Annotated in this window: 18 protein-coding genes; 8 read left to right on the top strand and 10 right to left on the bottom strand. The window is 68.8% G+C overall.

The window, feature by feature from the left end:
* Window positions 1–108: 108 nt before the first annotated feature.
* A protein-coding gene (locus O5M90_RS15340) for an IS3 family transposase (RefSeq protein ID WP_269838922.1) occupies window positions 109–1,211 on the bottom strand; the annotation gives its coding sequence in 2 pieces (ribosomal slippage) (window positions 109–953 and window positions 953–1,211; 1,104 coding nt in all).
* 161 nt (window positions 1,212–1,372) lie between these two features.
* Here O5M90_RS15340 and O5M90_RS15335 point away from each other — a divergent pair.
* Complete coding sequence (locus O5M90_RS15335; protein ID WP_269839423.1) at window positions 1,373–1,963, top strand: hypothetical protein; 591 nt, start codon at window positions 1,373–1,375, stop codon at window positions 1,961–1,963.
* A gap of 244 nt (window positions 1,964–2,207) precedes the next feature.
* Here O5M90_RS15335 and O5M90_RS15330 read toward each other — a convergent pair whose 3' ends face one another.
* From O5M90_RS15330 to O5M90_RS15310, 5 genes are all read right to left on the bottom strand, one after another.
* Window positions 2,208–2,624: a hypothetical protein gene (locus O5M90_RS15330; protein ID WP_269839422.1), complete on the bottom strand. Its 417-nt coding sequence runs from the start codon at window positions 2,622–2,624 to the stop codon at window positions 2,208–2,210.
* Window positions 2,625–2,808: 184 nt separating this feature from the next.
* Complete coding sequence (locus O5M90_RS15325) at window positions 2,809–3,360, bottom strand: hypothetical protein (RefSeq protein WP_269839421.1); 552 nt, start codon at window positions 3,358–3,360, stop codon at window positions 2,809–2,811.
* 11 nt (window positions 3,361–3,371) lie between these two features.
* Window positions 3,372–3,998 (bottom strand): hypothetical protein, encoded by a 627-nt coding sequence (locus O5M90_RS15320; protein WP_269839420.1) that lies wholly within the window; start codon window positions 3,996–3,998, stop codon window positions 3,372–3,374.
* Window positions 3,995–4,966, bottom strand: a complete 972-nt coding sequence (locus O5M90_RS15315) for an MlaD family protein (protein ID WP_269839419.1) — start codon at window positions 4,964–4,966, stop codon at window positions 3,995–3,997. The genes O5M90_RS15320 and O5M90_RS15315 overlap by 4 nt, the downstream gene beginning before the upstream one ends.
* 3 nt (window positions 4,967–4,969) lie before the next feature.
* Window positions 4,970–5,749, bottom strand: coding sequence for an MlaE family ABC transporter permease (locus O5M90_RS15310; RefSeq protein ID WP_269839418.1), 780 nt, complete (start codon window positions 5,747–5,749; stop codon window positions 4,970–4,972).
* Between the two features lie 56 nt (window positions 5,750–5,805).
* Here O5M90_RS15310 and O5M90_RS15305 point away from each other — a divergent pair, with 56 nt between their 5' ends.
* Genes O5M90_RS15305 through O5M90_RS15280 form a run of 6 tightly spaced genes read left to right on the top strand, consistent with a single transcriptional unit; the run spans window position 5,806 to window position 8,542 of the window.
* Entirely contained in the window at window positions 5,806–6,081 is a 276-nt protein-coding gene (locus O5M90_RS15305) for a putative signal transducing protein (protein WP_262968707.1), read from the top strand.
* Window positions 6,078–6,545, top strand: a complete 468-nt coding sequence (locus tag O5M90_RS15300) for a GNAT family N-acetyltransferase (protein WP_269839416.1) — start codon at window positions 6,078–6,080, stop codon at window positions 6,543–6,545. Before O5M90_RS15305 ends, O5M90_RS15300 begins: the two co-directional genes overlap by 4 nt.
* Window positions 6,546–6,585: 40 nt before the next feature.
* Window positions 6,586–7,221 (top strand): LysE family translocator, encoded by a 636-nt coding sequence (locus O5M90_RS15295; RefSeq protein WP_269839415.1) that lies wholly within the window; start codon window positions 6,586–6,588, stop codon window positions 7,219–7,221.
* 10 nt (window positions 7,222–7,231) lie between these two features.
* Complete coding sequence (locus O5M90_RS15290; protein WP_269839414.1) at window positions 7,232–7,561, top strand: DnaJ family domain-containing protein; 330 nt, start codon at window positions 7,232–7,234, stop codon at window positions 7,559–7,561.
* Entirely contained in the window at window positions 7,561–8,073 is a 513-nt protein-coding gene (locus O5M90_RS15285) for a DUF2939 domain-containing protein (protein WP_137945484.1), read from the top strand. The genes O5M90_RS15290 and O5M90_RS15285 overlap by 1 nt, the downstream gene beginning before the upstream one ends.
* Before the next feature lie 28 nt (window positions 8,074–8,101).
* Window positions 8,102–8,542, top strand: a complete 441-nt coding sequence (locus O5M90_RS15280) for a DsrE family protein (RefSeq protein ID WP_137945483.1) — start codon at window positions 8,102–8,104, stop codon at window positions 8,540–8,542.
* A gap of 21 nt (window positions 8,543–8,563) precedes the next feature.
* On the opposite strand, the gene gshA is transcribed toward O5M90_RS15280, so the two are convergent.
* Both gshA and O5M90_RS15270 read right to left on the bottom strand, forming a co-directional pair.
* Entirely contained in the window at window positions 8,564–10,090 is a 1,527-nt protein-coding gene (gene gshA, locus O5M90_RS15275) for a glutamate--cysteine ligase (protein WP_269839413.1), read from the bottom strand.
* A gap of 58 nt (window positions 10,091–10,148) precedes the next feature.
* A complete protein-coding gene (locus O5M90_RS15270) occupies window positions 10,149–11,084 on the bottom strand; it encodes an MBL fold metallo-hydrolase (protein ID WP_269839412.1) in 936 nt (311 codons plus the stop codon).
* Between the two features lie 60 nt (window positions 11,085–11,144).
* Between O5M90_RS15270 and O5M90_RS15265 the strand changes: the two genes are divergently transcribed.
* The gene (locus tag O5M90_RS15265) at window positions 11,145–13,715 is read left to right on the top strand and encodes a hybrid sensor histidine kinase/response regulator (protein WP_269839411.1); all 2,571 of its coding nucleotides are present in this window, start codon (window positions 11,145–11,147) and stop codon (window positions 13,713–13,715) included.
* On the opposite strand, the gene O5M90_RS15260 is transcribed toward O5M90_RS15265, so the two are convergent.
* Window positions 13,704–14,150, bottom strand: a complete 447-nt coding sequence (locus O5M90_RS15260; RefSeq protein WP_137945479.1) for a VOC family protein — start codon at window positions 14,148–14,150, stop codon at window positions 13,704–13,706. The two genes, O5M90_RS15265 and O5M90_RS15260, sit on opposite strands and share 12 nt — an antisense overlap.
* Window positions 14,151–14,222: 72 nt before the next feature.
* A complete protein-coding gene (locus O5M90_RS15255; RefSeq protein WP_269839410.1) occupies window positions 14,223–15,041 on the bottom strand; it encodes an AraC family transcriptional regulator in 819 nt (272 codons plus the stop codon).
* Window positions 15,042–15,088: the final 47 nt, after the last annotated feature.

Here is a 15,088-nt window from a genome sequence, read left to right as displayed (position 1 = left end):
CAGTTCAATCTAGCTGAGTACCTGGCAAAGCGCCTGTTCGTTTTGGCTGGGATTGGATTCGTAGCCTTGCTGGCTGTGACCTGCTCGGCTTAATCGAGACAGTTATTCCTAGAAGACGGCGGGTTGCAAGTCTCGGCGGAGGTGCTGTTTGAACTCCACCGGGGTCAAGTATTGCAGGCTGCTGTGAGGGCGGACCTCGTTGTAGTGCTGGCGCCAGGTTTCGATGATCACGGCGGCCTCGCGGCGCGAGCGGAACCACTCGATGGACAGGCACTCGTCTCGGAATTTGCCGTTGAAGCTCTCGTCGGTGCCGTTCTGCCAGGGCTTGCCGGGATCGTTCAGCACGGTAGCGATGCCGGCGCTCGAGATCCACTCCAGGATTGCCTGGCTGACGAACTCCGGCCCGTTGTCCGAGCGCATGAACAGCGGCGCGCCGTGCAGGCTGACCAAGCGCGACAAGACTTCGATCACGCGCTTGGACCGGATGGCGCCTGCTACGTCGATGGCCAGGCACTCCCGGGTGTACTCGTCCACGACGGTCAAACACTTGATTTGCTGGCCGCAGGCGGTGGTGTCGAAGACGAAGTCATACGCCCAGACCATGTTGGCCTTGAACGGTGTGTGGATGCGTGGCCGCACCGACGCGACGCGCTTGCGCGGGCGCTTCCTGGGCACCAGCAGGCCCGCTTGGCGCCACAGGCGATGCGTTCGCGACCAACTCAGCTCGAAGCCTTTGCGGCGCAGGAACACGCGAATGCGCCGATAGCCGTAGCGCGGGTACTGGGCCGAGAGTTCCTTCATGGCCGCGAGGACCGGTGCATCCTTGGCAGGCAGCCGCAGCTTGTAGCTGGGCGTGGCACGCGACATACCGATCAGCCCGCAAGCCCGGCGAAGACTCAAGCCCCGTGCGCGCACGAAGGCAAGCTGCTCTCGCCGAGCCAGCGGGCTCACCATTTTTTTGCGTTGATCTCTTTCAGGATCGCGTTGTCCAGCGCCGCTTCGGCCAGCAGTTTCTTGAGTCGGCTGTTCTCAAGCTCCAAGGCCTTGAGTCGCTTGACGTCAGCCACGTCCAACTGGCCGAAGTGCTTGCGCCAGGCGTAAATCGTGGGTGCGCTGACCTTGTGCTTCTTGGCTACCTCGGCCACCGTGGTGCGGTCCGCTTCGCGCAGGATCGCGACCATCTGCTCTTCCGTGAATCGACTCTTCTTCATGGGCTCCTCTTTGGGCGGGAGCCATCTTCCTAGAAATCAATGTCTCGGAGAAACCGGGCAGGTCAGCTGCCCTGTGCACCTATGTCTTCAATTTTTCCTATCGGACGGGCGATTGGGAGCTTTCGACAAGCAGAGGTGATTGGGGCACGTTCGGCGACTTCATGGGCGGGACGCTGAATCCGATTTTCTCGCTGCTCGCCTTCTTGGGCATCTTGTTCACCATCATCTTGCAGGCGAGACAGGTTCAGCATGCACAGGAGCAAACTGAGGTTTTGCGGCACCAATCGGGCCTAGAGGAGATGCAGCGCGTCATGTCTTCTGTGGCGATTCGAGTTGATTCCTTGCTTGCCGAGCCTATCCAACTGCCTGAAGATAAGTTCAGATTACTGGTCAAGCGGCCGAGATCGATGTTTGAACTGATATCCGCGCTTGGCACTCTAAAGGTGAATGACGGAAGAGAACGCGATCCTCTTGCTCCAGATTGGGAGCAGTGGCATTGGACCGATAAGGCCGCCGCATTGACGGAGGAACTTGGCACGCTCACCGTCCCGCTGAGGCTGGAATTGGAGGCATTGGCATGGATGCTGAATAGGTACAAGGCAGCGGAGGGAAACCAAACAGTACAGGGGTTCTACAGTTACCGGTACTTCGCTGTCGTTGTCTGGCTAGATGCGCTTGGTCTTATCTCGAACCACGGTCAGCTTCAAATGTTCTTTGAACCTGCCAGCAAGCGCGATTTCATGAAGGCGTAACGGGCGGAGTCAAGCGGCGGGCTCAGGTCTCCCACTTTCGGATAGGCGCAGTTAGATCCGAGGGGCAGGGCCAAAATTTCTAGATCGAGATCTGCCCTCAAGAACGCCTGCGAGCCGTGGGCTGGCGGGGCGCTCACCCATACCTCGATGGACGCTCGGTTCTGCAATATGGGAGCTGGACACTCGGCCCTACTTTCCGTTGAGATGGACTGCCATGCCGGCCGGCGCTGCGCGTCACGCTTGCCTACGAAGCCGCCCGGCAGCGCCCCGCCGTGCAGGCGAGCAGCGGCTCCGGATTGACAGCGGCCGGGCAGGCGATGTTCGAGGGCGGCGCGAGCGCATTGGCCTGGCTGGCCAGCGCTCGTTGCTCGGCGGCGGCCGCGCTGGCCGCGACGGCCGTCGGGGCAGTGAGGGAATAGGGTTGGTACAGATAGTTCGGGCAGGGCGTGCTCGGCTGCAGATAGCTCAAGGTGGCACATTGCTGCACCCGCTCGCAGGGCGAGTCGCTGCCCAGTGCACGGGCCTCGGCCTCCTTGGCATTGGCGCGCGCGACGGCGCGCTGGTGCTCTTCGGCATCGGAACTCGAACCACCGCCACAGGCGAGCAGGCTCAGGCTGGCAAGAAGAGAAACAACAGGCAGCAGCAGGCGTTTCATCATCATGAGGGGCTCGCTTTCGAGGGCGCGGATCGGCCGGAGACAGAAGTGTCCGGTGCAACCCGACGTCGGTGAATCACCCTTTGGGGCGAAGGCGCCCTCCGAGGCAGATGTCGTCCTGTCCGTCCTGCCAACAAGACGATCCTGGGTGGGGTCAGGTCTCGCCAACGACAGCGCCGGGGCCGTCTAGTTAGCGCAGATGGCGCGAGATCTCCAGCGCATCGGCCTGAAACCAGCGCGCTGTCTTGCTGCGCCCGCACTGCAACACCAGGTGTTCGACGCGCTGGGCCGGCGCCAGCTGCGGCAGCACCTGTTGCCAGCGCAGGATGCGGGTGCGATAGCCGTCGGTGTCGCCCTCGATGTACTCATGCACCTGGTCGGGGGGGCCGTACAGGGCCTTGAGCCTGGTGCTGAGCTGGTCGCAGCGCGGGTGGCGCGCCGGGCTCAGGACCTTGCCATCGGCGGCCTGCACGGCCGGGCGCTCGAAACCCAGCCGCAGCCGCCCCTGGCCCGAGCCATCGGGACTGGCGATCTGGATGCTGTAGATGTGATCGTGCGAGCGCTCGGACGGCAGCGTCATGTAGCTGCTGCCCGTCGCATCCTGAGGGTAGCGCTGGCGCAGCTGTGCCGCCGTGGTGTCCAGACTCAACCCGGCAAAGCCATAGGGTGTTGGCGTCGGCTCGGCCCGCAGGCCGCTGCTTGCCAGCACCAAGACCGCTGCTGCCCCGAGCCAGTTGCCCATGATGCCGCGACTCATTGGGGGCCCAGCACCAGCGCGATGCGGCGCCGCGCTCGCTCGGCGCCCGCCGCATCCCCCGCCGCCTGTGCTTGCCTGAGCTGCTGATGCAGCCAGGCCAGCAAGGGCCTGCGCCAGCCCTGGGCCGAGGCGGTATCCACCGCCAGCGCCGCATCGACCGCTTCGCCGCGCCGCAGCCGCACACCCATGGACACCAGCCGCGCCAGCGGGTCGGCGATGGCCGCCGGCTGGGCCTGGCGCTGCGCCTCGGGCAGCAGGGCCAGGTCTTGCTGTTGAACGTCGCTGCTGCCGGCCAGATAGGCGGCATAGGCGCGCTCGGCCGGGCCGGCATCGGCGGCCAGCGGGGCGAGGCCGGGGCACTGGTCGTCGAACTCCAGGCTGGCCACGCGCGCGGCGCATTCGGTCAGCAGGGCGCGGGCCAGCAAGTCGGCGCGGCCGGTGCGGGCCAGCTCGGCGCGGGCGCGCTCGAAGTCCAGGCCCGCGACCCGGCTGTTGCCGGCCAGATAGGCCGCAGTGGCGCGCTCCAGCGCGCTCTTGGCATTCATCTGCCAGTCGGGCGGCGGCGGGCCGCTCGCGCAGCCGGCCAAGAACGCGATCAGACAGACCAGGCCGAGACGCTTCATGGCAGTTTGATCTCGGTGTCGCGCTTGAAGGGCCAGCGCCGGTTGACCTCGTTGAGCAGCTGCTCGACCTTGCGCAGGCTGGCCTCGACCTCGGCGCGCAGCTGGCCCAGGTCTTCGGTGGCGGCACGGGTGTTGCCGGTGATGCCTTGCACGTCCTGCAGGATGGCCTCGACCTTCTTCAGGCTGGCGCGGGCTTCGCCCAGCAGGCTATTGAGCTGGGCCACGGTGGCGCGGCTGTCGCGCACCAGGCCCTGTTCGCCGAAGACCTGGCTGTCGGCCTTGGCGACCAGGCCGTCCAGGCGCGCCAGCAGCGTGTTGGTCCGGTCCAGGGTCTGGATGATCTTCTTCGCGTCCTGCTCATCGCCCATCAGCGCGCCGAGCGCGCCGCCCGGGCCGTTCAGGCGCGCGGTGGTGGCTTGGACATTGCGCAGCGTGTTGTTCAGCGGCGAATCGTCGGCGGTGATGGCGCTGAGATTGGCCAGCAGATCGCGCACGCCGGCCATCAGGCGCGGGATCTCGGCGGCGGCGTCGCCGATCAGCACCTCGCGCTCGGCGCCGTCGGGCAGCGGCGGGTCGGCCAGGATGCCGCTGTAGGCGCGGATGCGCGGCGCGCCGACCAGGCCGCTCTCCATCGTGAACACGCTGCTGGTACGCAGCCAGCGCGCGTCCTTCAGCGGCACATCGATGACGATGCGGGCCTTGCCGGCATCGGAGAGCTCGATGCGCCGCACCCGGCCGATCGCGAAGCCGGCGAAGCTCAGATCCATGCCGACGACCACGCCCTCGGCGCTATCGGCCACCAGCACCAGGGTCTGGGCCCGCTCGAAGGCGCCGCGCGCATACAGCACATAGGCCACCGCCGCCGCCAGCAGCAGGGCCACGGCCAGCAGCAGCAGCCGGGCCTTCAGGTCCAGGTTGGCAACCGGCGGCGGGGCGTCGCTGGGGGGCAGGTCTTGCTTGTCCGTCATGGCTCAATAGTAGTTGCCCACCAGGGACAGCAGCTCGATCAGCAGCACCACGGCCAGCAGCCGCGCCAGCCGGGCGATGTCGGCGCGGCCGGCCAGGCTTTCCTCGCGGGCCAGCGGCACCATCGGGATGATGGCCACGGCCAGGCTCAGCAGCAGCGTCTTGAGGCCGAAGATCAGCACGATCACCGGGCTGAACACCTGGCCGACGGTGCGGGTGAAGCCCTCGACACCCCAGCCGCTGAAGCCGTAGACGGCCAGATAGCTGAGCACCAGTGTGATGAAGCTGCTCAAGAGGGTCAGCGTGATCGCGGCGAACATGCCGGCCAGCGCGCGCGGCAGCACCTCGTCGCGCAGCGGGTCGAGGCCGCGCGCCAGCGCCGCCTTGTGCAGGCCCTGCTGGCGCTGGCGGCGCACCTGCTCGGCGGCCGGCAAGGTGTAGCGCACGGCGGCGAACAGCGCGGCCGACAGCGGGATCAGCTCCAGCACCAGGGTGCGCACCAGCACGTCCAGCGCGTAGCGGCTCAGCCCATAGCTCAGCGCGGTGGCCAGCACGATGCGGATGACGATTTGCGCGGCGACCGCCGAGGCGATCGCAAAGCCCGGCAGCAGCGGCGCGGTGGCCAGATAGATTGTTCGCAGGATCAACTGGCGCTGTGAGCGGCGGTAGCTCGACGGCGCCAGCGCCAGCACCAGCAGGCGCGCGCCGAAATGCAGCAGCCGGCCCCAGCTGGCGAGCCAGGCCCAGAGGGTTTGCAGCGGCGCGGTGTGTGCGGTGTGGAGCATGGTGTCCAGTCTATTGTGCGTGCTGGCCGGAGCGGGCTGGGGTAAGCTGGCTCGCCATGAGCCGTATCACCTTGCGCCAGCTGGACAGTGCCATCGAGGGCCACCTCTTGCTGGGCCTGTTGCGGCAGCAGGGCCTGGAGGCCTGGCTGCTGGGCGAGCATCTGCTGGGTGGGGTCGGTGAGCTGCCGGCCTGCGGCCTGCTGCGCCTGGTGGTGGACGAGGCCGACCAGACCCGCGCCGAGGCGGTGCTGCAGGACTGGGATGCGGCCACGCCGCTGCCCGACGAGTCGCAGCCCGATGTCAGCCATGGCCAGGGACTGCGGCCCGCATGAGCTTCGAGATACTGCCTCTGTACCAGCGTCCCGGGCTGATCGAGCCGGTGGCGCGGCTGATCTATGAGGAGTTCTGGCGCGAGGTCGAGGGTGGCTACAGCGTGGCCGATCTGGTCGCCCATCTGCGCAGAGCCACCGACCCCGACCGCATCCCGCTGAGCCTGATCGCCGTCGAGGACGGCCAGTTGCTGGGCACAATCAATCTGATCGAGAACGATGACGCGAAGCGCGCCCATCTGCGGCCCTGGCTGGCGGCCATGGTGGTCAGCCAGGGCCGGCGCGGCGAAGGCATAGGCAGCGCGTTGGTGCGCGCCCTGCTCGCCGAGGCGCAGCGCCTGGGCCTGCCCCGGCTCTACTTTGGCACCGACGGGCCGGGCTTTTACGCCCGGCTGGGTGCGCAGCTGCACGAGCAGGTGCGGGACGACTTCTGCATCATGCGTTTCGAGCTGGGGGAGCGGCCATGACCATCGTCCGGCCTTGCCGCAGGGCTTACAGTCGCTCATCATGCTCGGCACCCAAGACCTGACCCTGTTCATCATTTCCGGCCTGCTGCTGAATATCGCACCGGGGCCGGATTCCATCCTGATCATGACGCGCAGCGCCACCCAGGGCTGGCGCGCCGGCTCGGCGGCGGCGCTGGGCATAGGTGCCGGTACCTGCGTGCATGTGCTGGCGGCGGCGTTGGGCCTGTCGGTCCTGCTGGCGGCGTCGAGCTGGGCCTTCACCGTGATCAAGTGGGTGGGCGCGGCCTATCTGGTCTGGATCGGGCTGCAGATGCTGCTGAGCCGCCAGCAGACCGGCCCGGCCACGCCAGCAGCACTCACCCCGGCGCTGCCCTACCGCAAGATCTTCGCCCAGGGCTTTCTGACCAATGTGCTGAACCCCAAGGTGGCGCTGTTCTTCCTGGCCTTTGTGCCGCAGTTCATCGCACCGGAGGCGCCGCACAAGGCCCTGGCTTTCATCCTGCTGGGCGCGATCTTCAACCTCAACGGCATGCTGTGGTGCCATTTCCTGGCGGTCTCGACCGCGCTGGCCAGCCAGCGCCTGCGCCTCGGCGCCGGGCCGGCGCGCTGGCTGAACCGCGGCATCGGCGCGCTGTTCCTGTCCTTCGGCATCAAGCTGGCCCTGTCGGAAAGGTAGGTGGTTCGCGATGACGCTCGATGAAGAGATTGCCCGCAAGCTGCGCGAGGCCGCCGCCTCCGGCGAACTGGCCGCGGCCGAGGGCTATGGCCGGCCGTTCGACGAGGATGAGGGTTGGCACGCGACGCCCGAGGCGCTGCGCATGCCTTTCAAGATCCTGAAGAACGCCGGTTATGCACCGCCCGAGGTCGAGCTGTTTCACGAGCGGGCGCGTCTGCGCGCCGCCGTCGAGCTGGCGACCGATGCGGACGAGCGCCAGCGCCTGCAGCGCACACTCAGCGAGCTCGAGCAGTCGCTGGCGCTGCGGCTGGAATCGCTGCGCGTCAACGCCAGCTTGTGATGCGGCGCCGGCACCAGCTGAGCCTTGCGGCCGCCCTGCTGGCCGGCCTGTGCTTCTACGCCACGCCTTATCTGGCCCTGCACCAGATCCGCAGCGCGGCGGCGGCGCAGGACGCCGCCAAGCTGGCCGGCTATGTCGATTTCCCGGCGCTGCGCCAGAGCCTGAAGACCGGGGTGCGGGCGCGCCTGATCGGCGATCAGCGCAACGAGCGGGGTGAGCCGACCCCGGCCAATGTGCTGGGCGCGGCGGTGGCCGGCGCCTTGCTGGGCCCGATGGTGGACAGCCTGATCACGCCCGAAAGCCTGGCCCGGCTGCTGCAAGGCCAGCAGCCGGTGGCCGCCGTCACCGGCATGGCCGGCGAGCCGCCCGGCACGCTGCAGACCCGCATGGCTTATGAGGGCGCCGACCGCTTTGTCTTCAGCGTCAGCAAGCCGGACGAGGAGCCGGTCGACCTGGTGCTCAGGCGCGACGGCCTGCTGCATTGGAAACTGGCCGAGCTGCGCCTGCCCTGATGCCCGATTCACTGATGGAGAGACCGCGATGAACACCCGAAGAACCGCCCTGCTGGCCGGCCTGGCGCTGGCCCTGCCCATGTTCACCATCGCCCAGACCGCCGCTGCGGGCGACAAGGTCGTCTATCACATCGACAACGCGGCCCTGCAGGCCACCAAGGGCTTGCGCAATATCCGCAACCATCTGGATGTGGCGCCCGACACCCGTATCGTCGTCGTGACCCATGCCGAGGGCGTGGACTTTCTGATGGAAGGCGCCAAGGACAAGAACAACCCGAATATCGACTACGCGCCCCTGGTCTCGGCCCTGGTGGCGCGCGGCGTCAAGTTCGAGGTCTGCGAGATCACCTTAAAGAACCGCAACCTCGACAAGAAGGCCTTCGTGATGGACGCCGAGTTCACGCCTTCCGGCGTGGTACGGGCGGCGCGGCTGCAGACGCGCGAGGGCTATGCCTATCTGAAGCCCTGAGCGGGCCTGGCCGGCGGCCGGTCAGACAAACAGGCTTTGCGGCGCCAGATAGCGCTGGCGGTAGCTCTCGAAGTCCATCACATCGGCGGCCTCGATGCGGCGCTGCTCGGCCACCGAGGCCTCGGCCATCGCGGCAAAGCGCTGCTGCAGCTCGGGGCCGAAGGGCAGGGCCAGCAGGGCCTGGCGGGTCTGCTCGGACTGGGCGCGGATGAAGGCCACATGGCTGTCGCCGAAGTCCTGCGCCATCGCGGCCAGCACCCGGGCCGAGGGGCTGCGATCGGGCTGGGCCAGGGTCAGGCGGGCATCGGCCAGCGCCGCCTGGTAGGCCGTACCGCCATGGGCCGCATCGAGGGCCGCCGCAATCGGCGCGCAGCCGTCCAGCAGCTCGGCACCCCAGTCGGCCAGCGTGATCTCGGCGCCGCCGCGGGCCAGGCGCAGGCCCGGCTCGCGGCCGCGGGCGGCGGTCAGGTGCTGGTTGTTGGCCAGCGCGGCGATCTCGTCGGGGCTGTCCGGCGGGCTGTCGGTCTGCAGGCAGTGCAGGAGGAAGATGTCGAGGAAGCGCATGGTCTGGGCATTGATGCCCAGCGGCTCGAAGGGGTCGAGGTCCATGCAGCGCACCTCGACGTACTCGACACCGCGCTCGCGCAGCGCGTGCAGCGGGCGTTCGCCGGAGCGGATCACGCGCTTGGGGCGTATCGTGCCGTAGAACTCGTTCTCGATCTGCAGCAGCGTGGGGCTGAGCTGGTTGTAGTCGCCGCCGACGCCGCGCACGCCCAGCTTCTCATAAGCCGGATAGGGCCGTATCAGCGCCTCCTGCAGCGAGGCCGCATAGCTCTCCAGGCTGTTGTAGCTGACCGAGAGCGAGGCCTGGGCGTCGCTCTGGTAGCCCAGCCGCCCCATGCGCAGCGAGGTGCCGTGGGGCATGTGATAGGTGTGAGTGCCCAGCGGATGCAGCTCGTGTGCGCGGCCTTCGACAAAGCTCGAACACAGGGCCGGCGAGGCGCCGAACAGATAGAGCAGCAGGAAGGAGTGGCGGCGGAAATTGCGGATCAGGCCGAAATACTGCTCGGTCGTGACGCCCGGCAGCGACCAGTTGTAGTGGATGCCCGAGATGGTCTGCATGCGCCGGCCGTAGCGCTGGCCCAGGCCCATGCGGTAGACGCTCTTGGCGCGGCCGACATTGGAGTGGCCGTAGCGGCCCAGCGGGATGGTTTCGTCGGTCGGCAGGCCGCAGGGCATGGAGCCGACCCACAGCCGCTCCTGGCCCTCGGCCTGCAGCACCTGGTAGACCGACTGGTGGACCTCGCGCAGCTCGGTCAGCGCAGCCTCGACATCGGCATGCACGCCGGTGATCAGTTCCAGCTGCGATTCGCTGAAATCGGTGGTGATATGGGGGTGGGTCAGGGCCGAGCCCAGCGCCAGCGGGTGCGGGGTCAGGGCCAGGCGGCCATCGGGCAGCGCGCGCAGGCTTTCCTTCTCGATGCCGCGTCGAATGCCTTGTAATTGTGCGGCCGCAGCTGGCTGCGGCCTGTTTTTGGTCTCGCTCATGCGACGGTCCCCTTGTTCTAGCGAGCGCGGAAGTTAACAGAAGCGCGTGACCGGCGCTTTAGTCCTTCTCCTGCTCCATCAGCAGATAGGTGTTATAGGCGTTCATGCGGTTGGCCAGCTTGAACAGCGGCAAGGTCTCGTAGCGCGACCAGTCGGTGGCAGCATAGACCTCGTCGAAGGGCGTCATCTCGCGCGCCGCCCGGCCCATGGTGGCGCGCAGATAGGCCAGATAGTCGCGGGTCAGCAGCAAGTCCTGCAAGGCTTCGGTGGAGGCCGGGCCGTGGCCCGGCACGATGACGGCGGCCGGACGGGTCAGCAAGCGGTCCAGCGAGGCCACCCAGCGCCGGCTGTCGGCCTGGCCGACAAAGGGGATGCGGCCGCGGAACACCAGGTCACCGGCGAACAGCAGCTTGTCGGCCGGCAGCCAGACGCTCAGGTCCTCCGGCGTGTGGGCCGGCCCGACCGGGATCAACTGGATCTCCAGCCCGCCCAGGCTCAGCCGGGTCTCGCGGTCCACCCACTGATCGGCCGCCACCAGCGTGGTGCCGGGCTCGACCAGGCCTTCGGCGATGCTGGCCTGCAGGCGCTGGGCGGCGGTCTCGCTGTTCAGGTATTCGCGCGCCGCCTGGTGGGCGATGATGCGCGCGCCGGCCTTCTTGAACTCCTGCAGGCCGTAGATATGGTCCGCGTGGTAGTGGGTCAGGATCACATGGCTCAGCGGCTTGGGGCTGAGCGTCTTGATGACTTGCAGCAGCTCGCGCGCCAGCGCCGGCGAGCCCAGCGCGTCGACCAGCACCAGGCTGTCGGCGGTCTCGATCAGGCCGGCGTTGGAGATGTTGTTGCGGTTCTCGCGGCTGCCGGCGGCCGACAGGCCCTCGAACATCCAGACATGGGGCGAGAGGCGCTGCGGGGTCAGCGGCGCGGCCTGGGCCGGCGCGGCGCCGATCAGCAGGGCCAGGGCCAGCAGCGGGGCAGCAAGAGAGTGCGGTGACATGGGCCTGGAGCGTAGCAGGCCCGGCCTCGCTACACTCGGACGCAGCACAATCGATGGTCCATGATGGAAGCGTTCTGGCGTCAGGCAAGGCAAGCGGCGCTGCGCGTCTGGCGACAGGATGCGGCGGCGCTGCGCTGCGAGCCCAATGCGGCGGCGCTGCAATGGGCCGGGGGCCTGGATGCGTCCGACCCGGCCTGGCTGGCGCTGGCGCAGGCGGTGCTGCAGGCCCCCGACGACGCGGTGCGGCCCTGGCGACTCGGCAGCGCGGACTTCGAGGGTCAGGCCTTGCTGGTCGAGGACGGCGCGCTGCTGTGGTGGCAGGCGGCGGCCATCGACCCGAGCCTGGCGCAGGCCGTGCAGCTGGCCGGGCTGTCGATCTGGCGGCTCGACACGCAGACCGAGCGCATCAGCTACGACCCCTATGGCGCCGGCCCCACCGGCATGCCGTCGCCGCAGCAGGGTGTCGCGCTGGGCCTGGTGCGCGAGCGCATCCATCCCGACGACCGAGAGGCCGTCCGGCGCGCCAGCGCGGCCGCGATAGAGGGCCAGGCGCGCGTCGACACGCTGGCCCGCTACCGCCAGGACGACGGCCGCTGGTGCCCGGTGTTGACCCGCCGCGTGGCCCAGCGCGACGCCGCCGGCCGGCTGCTGGGCCTGTTGGGCGTCTCGCTCGATCTCAGCGTGCTGGTCGCGGAGCGCGAGCGCATGGTCTCGGCGGCCGAGGCGGCGGGCCTGGGGCTGTGGAGCCTGCATGGCAACGACGGCCGGCCCGAGTGGAATCTGCCGATGTACCGCATCCACCACTGCGATCCGACGAAGCCGCCGCCCAGCCAGGCCTTCTGGTGGGCCCACCATGTGCATCCGCTGGACCGCGAGCGCCTGAAGCGCGAATACCGCGAGGCCGAGACCCAGGGCGAGATCAGCCATCAGAGCGAGTTCCGTGTGCTGACGCCCGAGGGCCGGGTGCGCTGGGTCCACAGCTGGACCCGGCACGAGCTGCGCGATGGCCGGCACACCGCCTATGGCCTGCATCTGGATGTGACCGACCGGCGCGGCGTCGAGTTCGAGCTGCAGCAGGAGCGCGAGCGCACGCTGTTCGCGCTCAGCGCGGCCGGTGTCGGCGTCTGGCGGCGTGTCGATGCGCAGCACAGCTACTGGAGCGAGGTGATGTACCGGCTGCGCGGCCTCGATCCCGCCGATCCGCGCCCTATCGATCAGTTGGCCGAGCTGTGCCTGCATCCGGAGGACCGTGCCGCCTGGGCCGAGATCTCGGGCCGCTACAAGCGCGGCGACAGCGAGGCGGTGCTGGAATGGGAGTTCCGCGTGGTCTGGCCCGATGGCTCGGTGCACTGGCTGGTCAGCCGCGGCCGCACCGTGCGCGATGAGCAGGGCCGGCCGAGCTACCGCACCGGCATCAATGTCGATGTGACCGGGCGCCACCAGGCCCAGGCCCTGCTGCTGGAGAGCCAGCGCCTGGAGCAGCTCAAGCGCACCCAGTCCGAGTTCCTGGCCCGGGTCAGCCATGAGCTGCGCACGCCGCTGAACGCGGTGCTCGGCTTCGCCCAGCTGCTGGCCTATGACGCCAGCGAGCCGCTGAGCGAGCGCCAGAGCGAGCGCCTGGCCCGCATCGATGCGGCCGGCCGCCATCTGCTGGCCCTGATCGACGATGTGCTGGACCTGGCCCGCATCGATGTGGACCAGCAGCCGCTGGCCGACGAGCCGGTGTCGCTGCAGGCGCTGGCCCAGCAGGCGCTGGAATGGGTGGCCGCGCCGGCCCAGGCCGCCGGCATCGCGCTGCGCCTGGCCGAGCCGCAGCTGCCGGGCCGGGTGCGGGCCGATCGCCGCCGGCTTGGCCAGGTGGCGATCAATCTGCTGACCAATGCGATCAAGTACAACCGCACCCAGGGTTGGGTCGAGGTCGGCACGTTGGCGCGCGGCCGCTCCGAAGACGGGCCGGCGCAATGGGCGCTGGTGGTGCGCGACAGCGGGCGCGGCCTGGCGCCGGAGGTGCGCCAGCGCATCTTCGAGCCCTTCAACCGGCTGGGCGCCGAACTCGAGGGCATCGCCGGCACCGGCATCGGCCTGGCCATCGTGCGCCAGCTGACCGAGCGCATGGGCGGCCAGATCGAGCTGCTCAGCGAGCCCGGGGTCGGCAGCGAGTTCCGCATCTGGCTGCCGGCCGACCAGGAGGGCACGCGCCCGGCACCGCTGGACGAGCTGCCGCCGCTGATGGCGACGCAGCCGACGCATGCCGGAGCGCAGGCACGGCTGAAGCTGCTGTGCATCGAGGACAACCCGACCAATCTGCAGCTGGTGCGCGAGCTGCTGGCGCTGCGCCCGGCGGTGGCGCTGAGCACGGCCGACACCGGCCGCGCCGGCATCGCGCTGGCCTTGCAACTGCGCCCCGATGTGGTCTTGCTGGACATGCAGCTGCCCGATCTGCACGGCAGCGAGGTCTTGCGCGCGCTGCGCCGCTCGCCGGCTCTGAGCGCCTGCCGGGTGATCGCGCTGTCGGCCAATGCGATGCCGGCCGATATCGAGGCCGCGCGCGCCCAGGGCTTCGACGACTACTGGACCAAACCGATCGAGCTGGCGCGCTTTCTGCGCGGCATCGATGCCTTACTGGCCTGAGCCGAACAGCGCGTCATAACGGCGCTGCATCTCCTGCGGCGTAACGTCCTCCAGATGATGGCCGATATTCCACAAATGGCCGAAGGGGTCGCGCACGGTGCCCGAGCGTTCGCCATAGAACTCGTCCTGGGCCGGCCTGATCAGCGTGGCGCCGGCCTCGACGGCGCGCGCGATCAGCGCATCGCAATCGTCGACATGCAGGTGGATCGAGAACGAGGTGCCGCCTATCGTTTCGGGCCCGACACAGCCGATCTCCGGATACTCGTCCGAGAACATGATCACCTGGCCGCCGAAGTCCAGCTCCACATGGCCGACCCGGCCGCCGGGCTCGGTCAGGCGAAACAGCTCGGTGGCGCCGAAGGCACGGCGGTAGAAATCGATGGCCTGCGCGGCATGGCGCACGCGCACTTGGGCGAACACTTCCTTGATGGTCATGAGCGGGCTCCGCAGTGGATCTGGGACCCACCTTAACGCGCCGCGTCGTCGCCGGCTTGAAGGAATTTGACCTCAGGCCTGCGGCATGGGCACATGATTGATCTGCGCCGGCGCGATGCGGCGGTAGGCGCCGGGCGTCAGTCCGGCGATGCCGCTGAACTCACGGCTCATATGGGCCTGGTCGCTATAGCCGGCGTCCAGGGCCAGTTGGGCCAGCGGCCGCGCGGGGTCGGCGGCCAGCGCCGCCAGCAGGGTCTGGAAGCGCTGCATACGGCAGAAGGCCTTGGGCGTCAGCCCGACTGCGGCGCCGAACAGCGCATTGAAATGGCGGTGGCTGAAGCCGCTGGCCTGCACCACCGCGTCGACGCGCTGCCCCCGGGCGAAGGCCGCCAATGCAAAGGCCACTGCGGCCGGCAGCCGCGGCTGCGGCGTCGCCAGCCGCGCCAGCAGCGCCGCCTCGAACAGATCCAGCACCCGCAGCGGCGCGGCCTCGGCCGCCAGCCGCTGGCGCAATGCCTCGGCCGCGCTGCCCCACAGCTGGTCCAGCGGCGTATGGCAATGGGCCAGTTCCAGTGCCGGCACACCGAAGAGCCACTGGCTGGCGCCCGGCCGCAGCTGGGCGCCGACCGCGCGGCCGGACGCAGCGCCGGCGCGCACATAAAGGCGCTCGCGGGCGCCACCGACGATGCACAAACCCAGCTCCCGGGTGGCGCTATCGAACAGCCGCAGCGGCGGGCCGGACAGGCGCAGCACCAGGCTCATCGCGCCGGTGGGCAGGGTGTGCTCGCGCGGCACCGTCGGCGCGGCGGCGCCGTCGCTGACCCAGAGCTTCTCGACGACCGCGCGCAGCGGCGGCGTGATCGACAAGCCTTCACGAAGAATCATCGACATGGCGGCTGCTCCCTGGCGGGCCGTTAATCGGAGCCCCGATTCTGGGG

This window comes from Paucibacter sp. M5-1 (assembly GCF_027498415.2).
Classification (GTDB): Bacteria; Pseudomonadota; Gammaproteobacteria; order Burkholderiales; family Burkholderiaceae_C; genus Roseateles_E.
This window is presented reverse-complemented; position numbering and strand designations above follow the sequence as displayed.